The organism is Ruegeria sp. ANG10 (genome assembly GCF_040705255.1).
Lineage (GTDB): Bacteria > Pseudomonadota > Alphaproteobacteria > Rhodobacterales > Rhodobacteraceae > Ruegeria.
Map to the genome: position 1 here is coordinate 1 of NZ_JBFCVU010000023.1, position 6,567 is coordinate 6,567.

Genomic DNA, 6,567 nt, shown 5'->3' on the forward strand with positions numbered 1-6,567 from the left:
CACGGCGGCAGAGACGATGTTCTCGGACGCGATCAACTCGATCTCATCGCGCTGGCGGCCCAGCTCAGATGTGATCGAGCCAAACAACTCAGGGTCACGGTCGGATAGGGATTGGGTGAAAAAACCGTCTGTACGATGCGGGACATTCACGGCGCAAAGCTCCTGAAATTGGTTAGCCGGTCCAGCCAAGGCCAGCAGAAATAGCGTTCATGGATTGCAGTAGCGGTACAGGGACTGATCCTGCTTGCGATTTGTTTCGGGCTTGTTGCAGCAGTTCGACTTGCAATGCGTGAATGCGAGCCAGCTCCGCCCGTTTGCGATCAAATCGTTCGCACAGCCGGGGAAAACGGTGACCGATGGTCTGACCGCCAGTCAGAAACTGCACAGCGCTGCAGGCGTTATCGAATTCTGTTTTGATCGCCTGAGAGATGCTTTGGCGAATATACTCATCGCGTACCAGTTCGCCGTATTGCGTGGCGATGCCCATATCAGCCTGATAGAGCGATTTCTCCATCTCATCGACAGCGAGGCGGAACAGGCGAGATTTTTGAAACATTTCTTGCAAATCTTCGTCACCGCGCGAACCTCGGAACTTGCGAAAGCTGGCCATGGCTGCACCAAACCCGTACCAACCAGTAATCAGGTGGCGGTTCTGCGACCACGCAAAAACCCATGGAATAGCCCGCAGATCATCGAGACTGGCTGCGCCGAACCGACGGGTCGGGCGGGAGCCGATTTTTAGGCGAGCAAGTTCCTCGACGGGGCTGGCCTGCTGGAAGTAGTCCAGAAAACCCGGCATCTGCAGAAGCGATACATAGGCTGTTTGCGACAGTTCCGATAGCGCATCCAGCGCATCGTCAAATTCGGGCCGCGATGGGGCTTCGCCGCGGTTAGCCGTATGTCGAAGCGTGCTTGAGAGCAGTAATTCTAGATGCGCTGCAGCTGTGCCGCGGTTAGCATATTTGGTCGAAACAACCTCGCCCTGTTCAGTAACGCGCAAGCGTCCGGCAATGGTTCCGCTGGGTTGTGCGGCGATGGCGCGCCCTGTAGGTGCTCCGCCCCGGCTGACAGAGCCGCCGCGGCCATGGAAAAACGTCGCCTTGAAACCTTGCGAGGCCAGTGTTGTGACTATCCTTCGTTGCGCGCGCTCCAATTCCCAGGTTGAGCAGAAATAGCCACCATCTTTGCCACTATCTGAGTAACCCAGCATCACCTCGATCACGTTACCTTCGGTTTTAAGGCTGCGGCGGGAAAGCGGAACATCAAGAACGTCCAGCAATATCGCTGGGGCATTGCGCAGGTCAGCAATCGTCTCGAAAAGTGGGACCACTGAAATATCCAGAGTTTCGGACCCGAATCCTGCGTACCGGGCCAGAAGATAGACACCGAGAATGTCATCGGCAGAACGGGTCATTGACAGGATGAATGGTCCGATTGCCTTTGGGTCCGGCCCCGATCGCACGCTGTAAACAAGTGTCAGGAGGGCGAGGAGCTCTTGGGCCTGATCGCTCAGCGCTTCCCGATTTTGATAGGGCAAGTTCTGATCCGCCAATTCGACCCTCAATCGGGCAGACCATTCTGGCGTGCCATATTTCGGAGCTTGTCCAAACTGCGACCATATTTCGGCCAGAACCTCGGTTGTAACAGTCGAATTCTGGCGGATATCCAATGTTGTGGTCCGGAACCCAAAAACTGCCGCTGCCCGGCGCAGCGGGCGGATATGCCGCTGTGCCAGAATATCGGCTTTGACCGCGCATAAAGCGGCATCAAGCGCGTTAAGATCGTTCACGAATTGCGAAATGTGGCTATAGCCGTCATTTGTCAGCCGATGGCGTATAGCGTCCAAAGCCTTCCGGAACGGTTCGTTCTGATTGCGGCCAGTTTCCGGAGCCCGGTCGACAATTTCTTGTACACGTGCCCTGTGCGGCTCGGGCAGTGGCAATATGAGTGCGCTGATACTCAGCCTGCCTGCCGCTTGTTCAAGGGCTTGACCGTAAAGGTCCAGAACCGTTTCGCGTCCACGTTGCAAGGCCAGCGCGGTCATCTCTGTCGTGACATTCGGATTGCCGTCTCTGTCCCCCCCGATCCAGCTGTGAAAGCGAATATCGGGTGTTTCGCTCAAGGTCTTTCCCAGCACATGCAAGCAAGCTTGGTCGAACCGATCCACGACTTGCGGGACAGCGTCAAAGATTGCGTCCCGGAAGAATTGCAAACCCCATTCGATCTCATCGTGCAGGCTTGGGCGCGTCAGGCGAAGTTCACCGGTCAGCCACAGTAAATCGATCTCACCTTCCAGGCCTTTCAACAATTCGGCGCGCTCGGTTGGGGTCCAGCGTTGCGTTTCAAGGCCGACAAGGTTGCGATAAATCCGCCGGTGGATTTCCAGTACAGTGACCCGTTTGGCCTCGGTTGGATGCGCGGTCAGGGTGGGGCCGGTACAAAGATCAGCGGTCAGTTTTTCCATTTGGCTGTCCGTCAAGGACAGGTCGGACAACACCTCGGAAAACCCGCCTTCGACCGCTTCGGGGCCGCTATTGGTCTCGGTCAGGCGACGATCTCTGACTTCGGCGTTTTCGTTGATGATGCGCAACAGTTGGAACCAGATCGACAGGGCCTGCAAATACGGAGTCGCCTCGGGCCCGGTGGGAATAGGCTGCAGCGGCGAAGACTCGGCCCATGTCGCTACATGCGGCGCCCGTTTCATCAATATGTTCCGCCACAACGCTCGCAATTCCGTGCGCAATTCTTCGGCATACGTTGACCGGTTCAGGGGGGACTGAATATTTTGGGCCAGAGCTTGCATCAGATCACCTGATCCCGCGGGGTGCGGCCAGCAAAAAAATCACTCAGGTTGTCGAGAACGCGAAACCCCATCGCTTCGCGGGATTCGCGCGTGGCACTGCCGAGGTGTGGCAGCATCACAAGTTTGTCGCTTTGCAGCAGGTCGGGGCTGATGCGCGGTTCGCCGTCAAAGACATCCAGTGCGGCTCCGCCAATCATGTCGAACATCAGTGCCTGGATCAGGGCAAACTCGTCGACCACCTCACCACGCGCGGTGTTGATCAGAAATGCATCAGGTTTCATCAAGTCCAGACGACGTGCGTTGATCAGATGCCGGTTGGTTGCACCGCCCGGGCAATGCAGCGAAACAAAATCACAGCGCGGAAGCAAATCGTCCACAGATTCAACCTGTGTTGCGTTGCACAGTTTCAGAACATCCGGTGAAACACGGCTACGGTTTTGAACCACGATCTTCATGCCAAAACCGTGATGCGCGCGTCGTGCCATTTCCTGACCGATCCGGCCAAAGCCGATGATACCCAGCGTCTTGCCGCTAACTTTGGTTCCGATAAGATGGGTCGGACGCCATCCGGTCCAGTGTCCTGCGCGCAGCTCCCGTTCTCCTTCACCAGCGCGGCGGGCAACCATCAGTAGCAACGTCATGGCCAGATCGGCCGTACACTCGGAAAGGACATCCGGAGTGTTGGTCACGGTCATCCCAAGTTCGCGTGCTGAGGGTTCGCAGATATGGCTGTATCCAACCCCATAATTGGCAATGATCTTGGTTTGTGCACCGGGCACATCAAATGCCTCAGCGCTGAGCGTATCAGTGACGGTGGGCAGAACCGCGTCATAGTGTTTCAGCGCCTGCCGGATTTCGGTCGGGGACATTGGTTTGTCCCTAGTATTGAGTACCGCGTTATAGTTCTCGACCAACTGCGCTTCGACCGCAGCAGGCCAACGACGAGTGACAAGAACCGAAGGCTTAACCATCACGCAGCCTTTCCCATAACGCGCGCAATGGTTTCACCGATTACGGCAGGGTTTTCGGCAACTGTCACTCCGGCGGCGGATAAAATTTCGACTTTCTCCGAGGCGCTTTCACCAAAGGCCGAGATAATCGCACCAGCATGGCCCATGGTGCGGCCCTTTGGCGCGGTCAGTCCGGCAACGTAGGCAATGACTGGTTTTGAAATGTGATCACGGATGTATTCTGCCGCTTCAGCCTCTTGTGGTCCGCCGATCTCGCCGATCATCGCGATAACCTCAGTGTCCTCATCCCATTCAAAACGCTCGAGAATGTCTCGGAACGAGGAACCGTTTATCGGGTCTCCGCCGATGCCGACGCTGGTCGATACACCGATGCCGCGCTCTTTCAGCTGCGCTGCTGCCTCATAGCCCAGCGTGCCCGAACGGCCAATGATGCCGACATTGCCAGGCAGGTAAATGTGACCTGGCATGATACCCAACAGCGCCTTACCGGGACTGATCGTTCCGGCACAGTTCGGGCCGGTTAACACCATGCGTTTGTCCTTGGGATAGCGATACATGTAACGCTTTACGCGGATCATGTCCTGCGCCGGGATGCCATCAGTGATACACACGCAATAGCGGATACCTGCATCTGCGGCCTCCATGATTGAATCGGCAGCAAAGGGCGGGGGCACGAACACAAGGCTTGCATCCGCGCCGGTGGCCTCGACAGCCTGTTTCACGGTGTCAAAAACGGGCACACCTTCTACGGTTTCGCCACCTTTGCCGGGAACTACACCACCGACGACATTGGTGCCGTACGCCAGCATGTCTTTGGTATGAAAACGCGCCATGCGTCCAGTGATGCCTTGTACGATGACGCGGGTGTCGCGGTCGAGAAGAATGCTCATTATACAGCCCTCACCTTGGTGTTTTGGGACAGATCGTTCTGCCATGCGCCCACCGCCCGTTCAGCGGCTTCCATTAGAGTTGTGGCACGGATGATAGGCAGGCCGGACTGGGCCAGAATCTTCTGACCTTCTTCGACATTCGTCCCGGCAAGACGCACGATAACGGGGATGTCGATTTCCAACTCACGCAATGCCTGCACGACGCCTTCTGCAACCCAGTCGCAGCGGTTAATACCGGCAAAAATATTGACCAAAACCGCTTGAACGTTCTTGTCGGACAGAACCAGTCGGAAGGCCTTGGCGACACGTTCCGGCGAGGCACCACCGCCAATGTCGAGGAAGTTCGCAGGCTCGCCGCCAGCCAATTTGATGGTGTCCATCGTGGCCATAGCCAGCCCGGCACCGTTGACGATGCACCCGATGTTTCCGTCCAAGCCGACATAAGACAAACCTCGGTCCGCCGCGCGGCTTTCGCGCGGGTCTTCCTGGCTTTTGTCACGCAGTTCGGAAATCTGAGGGTGACGGAACAATGCGTTGTCGTCAAAACTCATCTTCGCATCCAGTGCCAGCACCCGGTCATCACCAGTGATAACCAACGGATTGATTTCAACCATCGTGGCGTCCAGATCGCTGAAGGCGGCGTAGCAACCCTGCAACGTCCGTACCATTTGCTGAACTAGACGAGCCTCAAGGCCTAGATTGAAGGCTATCTCGCGCGCCTGGAATTCCTGTAGCCCGACGGCGGGTTCCACGATTGAGCGCACGATGCTGTCAGGGCGGTCGGCGGAAATCTCTTCAATCTCCATTCCACCTTCCGAGGAAGCTACGATCATGACCCGCTGGCTGGAGCGGTCCAGAACAAAACCCAGATAGATCTCGCGATCAATCGGCACAGCGGACTCGACATAGACACGATAGATGCCTTTGCCTTCCGGTCCGGTCTGATGGGTCACCAGCTTGCGGCCGAACATCTCGTCACAAGCCACGTGAATCTCGTTTTCACTGTTACACAGTTTGACGCCACCCGCTTTACCGCGGCCACCCGCATGGACCTGCGCCTTGACAATCCACTTGTCTCCACCCAGTTCGCGGGCGCGATAGGCCGCCTGTTCTGGGCTGTAGGCCAAGGCGCCGGATGGTATGGCGACACCAAAATTCGAAAGAACCTCTTTCGCCTGATATTCATGAATGTCCATCTGCATTCCTCCCGTATATGCAGTGCGTTCAAGCAGCGATCGACGTGCCGTAACGGCTTTCGAGCAATGCCTCGATCTCTTCGAAATCGACGTTGCCGCCCAGTTCACGCATGGCTTCAGCAAACAGACGAATAATCTGGCTGATAGCCTGACGATTGAGTTGATTGAGGATACCGATGCGTATCTGCACCGGTGTGCTAAGCGTCGGCCAGATGCCGAACCCACGCGCCCGGCAATTCTGCACCAGTTCCATCTCGCGACCGGCCAGCTCGGGCGGCAGGTTGAGGACCAAAAGACTGGGCATATCCGAAGTCACTTCGCATCCCATCGCGGTTACGGCGTTACGCAGCACCTTTTCATGGGTGCGGTACGAGGCTGACCGCTTGGCCAACCCTTCCGTTAGCGTTAGGCGCAAGGCTTCATGGAAGGCCGCAACGGCGTACCCGGAATGAGTCCTGTGATACGTACCGCGCTCAACATCCTGTCCATCGACGATACCCCAATGGCGGGCCTCGAATATGGGATTGTGGACATAGCTATAGGCACCCGTTGATTTCAGGCTGTCGATGTAACCTTTGGAAAAGCTGACCGGTGCGTATGTCAGTGGCAAACAGCACAGGCCCTTTTGCGGACAAGAGGCCCAGCCAGCGATCCCCGAATAGTCATCGATCCGGAAATCCTCGACACCCAAAGACGAAACGGCGTCA

Annotated in this window: 4 protein-coding genes and 2 pseudogenes; all 6 read right to left on the reverse strand. The window is 56.7% G+C overall.

All coding sequences use genetic code 11. The annotated features are described in order from the left end of the window. A pseudogene (gene glyA / locus AB1A64_RS22190) lies at positions 1-150 on the reverse strand (serine hydroxymethyltransferase); the annotation flags it as partial. A gap of 22 nt (positions 151-172) precedes the next feature. Next, complete coding sequence (locus AB1A64_RS22195) at positions 173-2,704, reverse strand: phosphoenolpyruvate carboxylase (RefSeq protein WP_366554329.1); 2,532 nt, start codon at positions 2,702-2,704, stop codon at positions 173-175. A 98-nt stretch (positions 2,705-2,802) separates the two neighbouring features. Beyond that, complete coding sequence (locus AB1A64_RS22200; protein WP_366554333.1) at positions 2,803-3,774, reverse strand: D-glycerate dehydrogenase; 972 nt, start codon at positions 3,772-3,774, stop codon at positions 2,803-2,805. After that, positions 3,774-4,664, reverse strand: a complete 891-nt coding sequence (gene sucD / locus AB1A64_RS22205; protein ID WP_058284113.1) for a succinate--CoA ligase subunit alpha — start codon at positions 4,662-4,664, stop codon at positions 3,774-3,776. The genes AB1A64_RS22200 and sucD overlap by 1 nt, the downstream gene beginning before the upstream one ends. Then, positions 4,664-5,860, reverse strand: coding sequence for a malate--CoA ligase subunit beta (locus AB1A64_RS22210; RefSeq protein ID WP_366554331.1), 1,197 nt, complete (start codon positions 5,858-5,860; stop codon positions 4,664-4,666). Before AB1A64_RS22210 ends, sucD begins: the two co-directional genes overlap by 1 nt. Positions 5,861-5,888: 28 nt before the next feature. Next, positions 5,889-6,567: pseudogene (locus AB1A64_RS22215) on the reverse strand (aminotransferase); the annotation flags it as partial.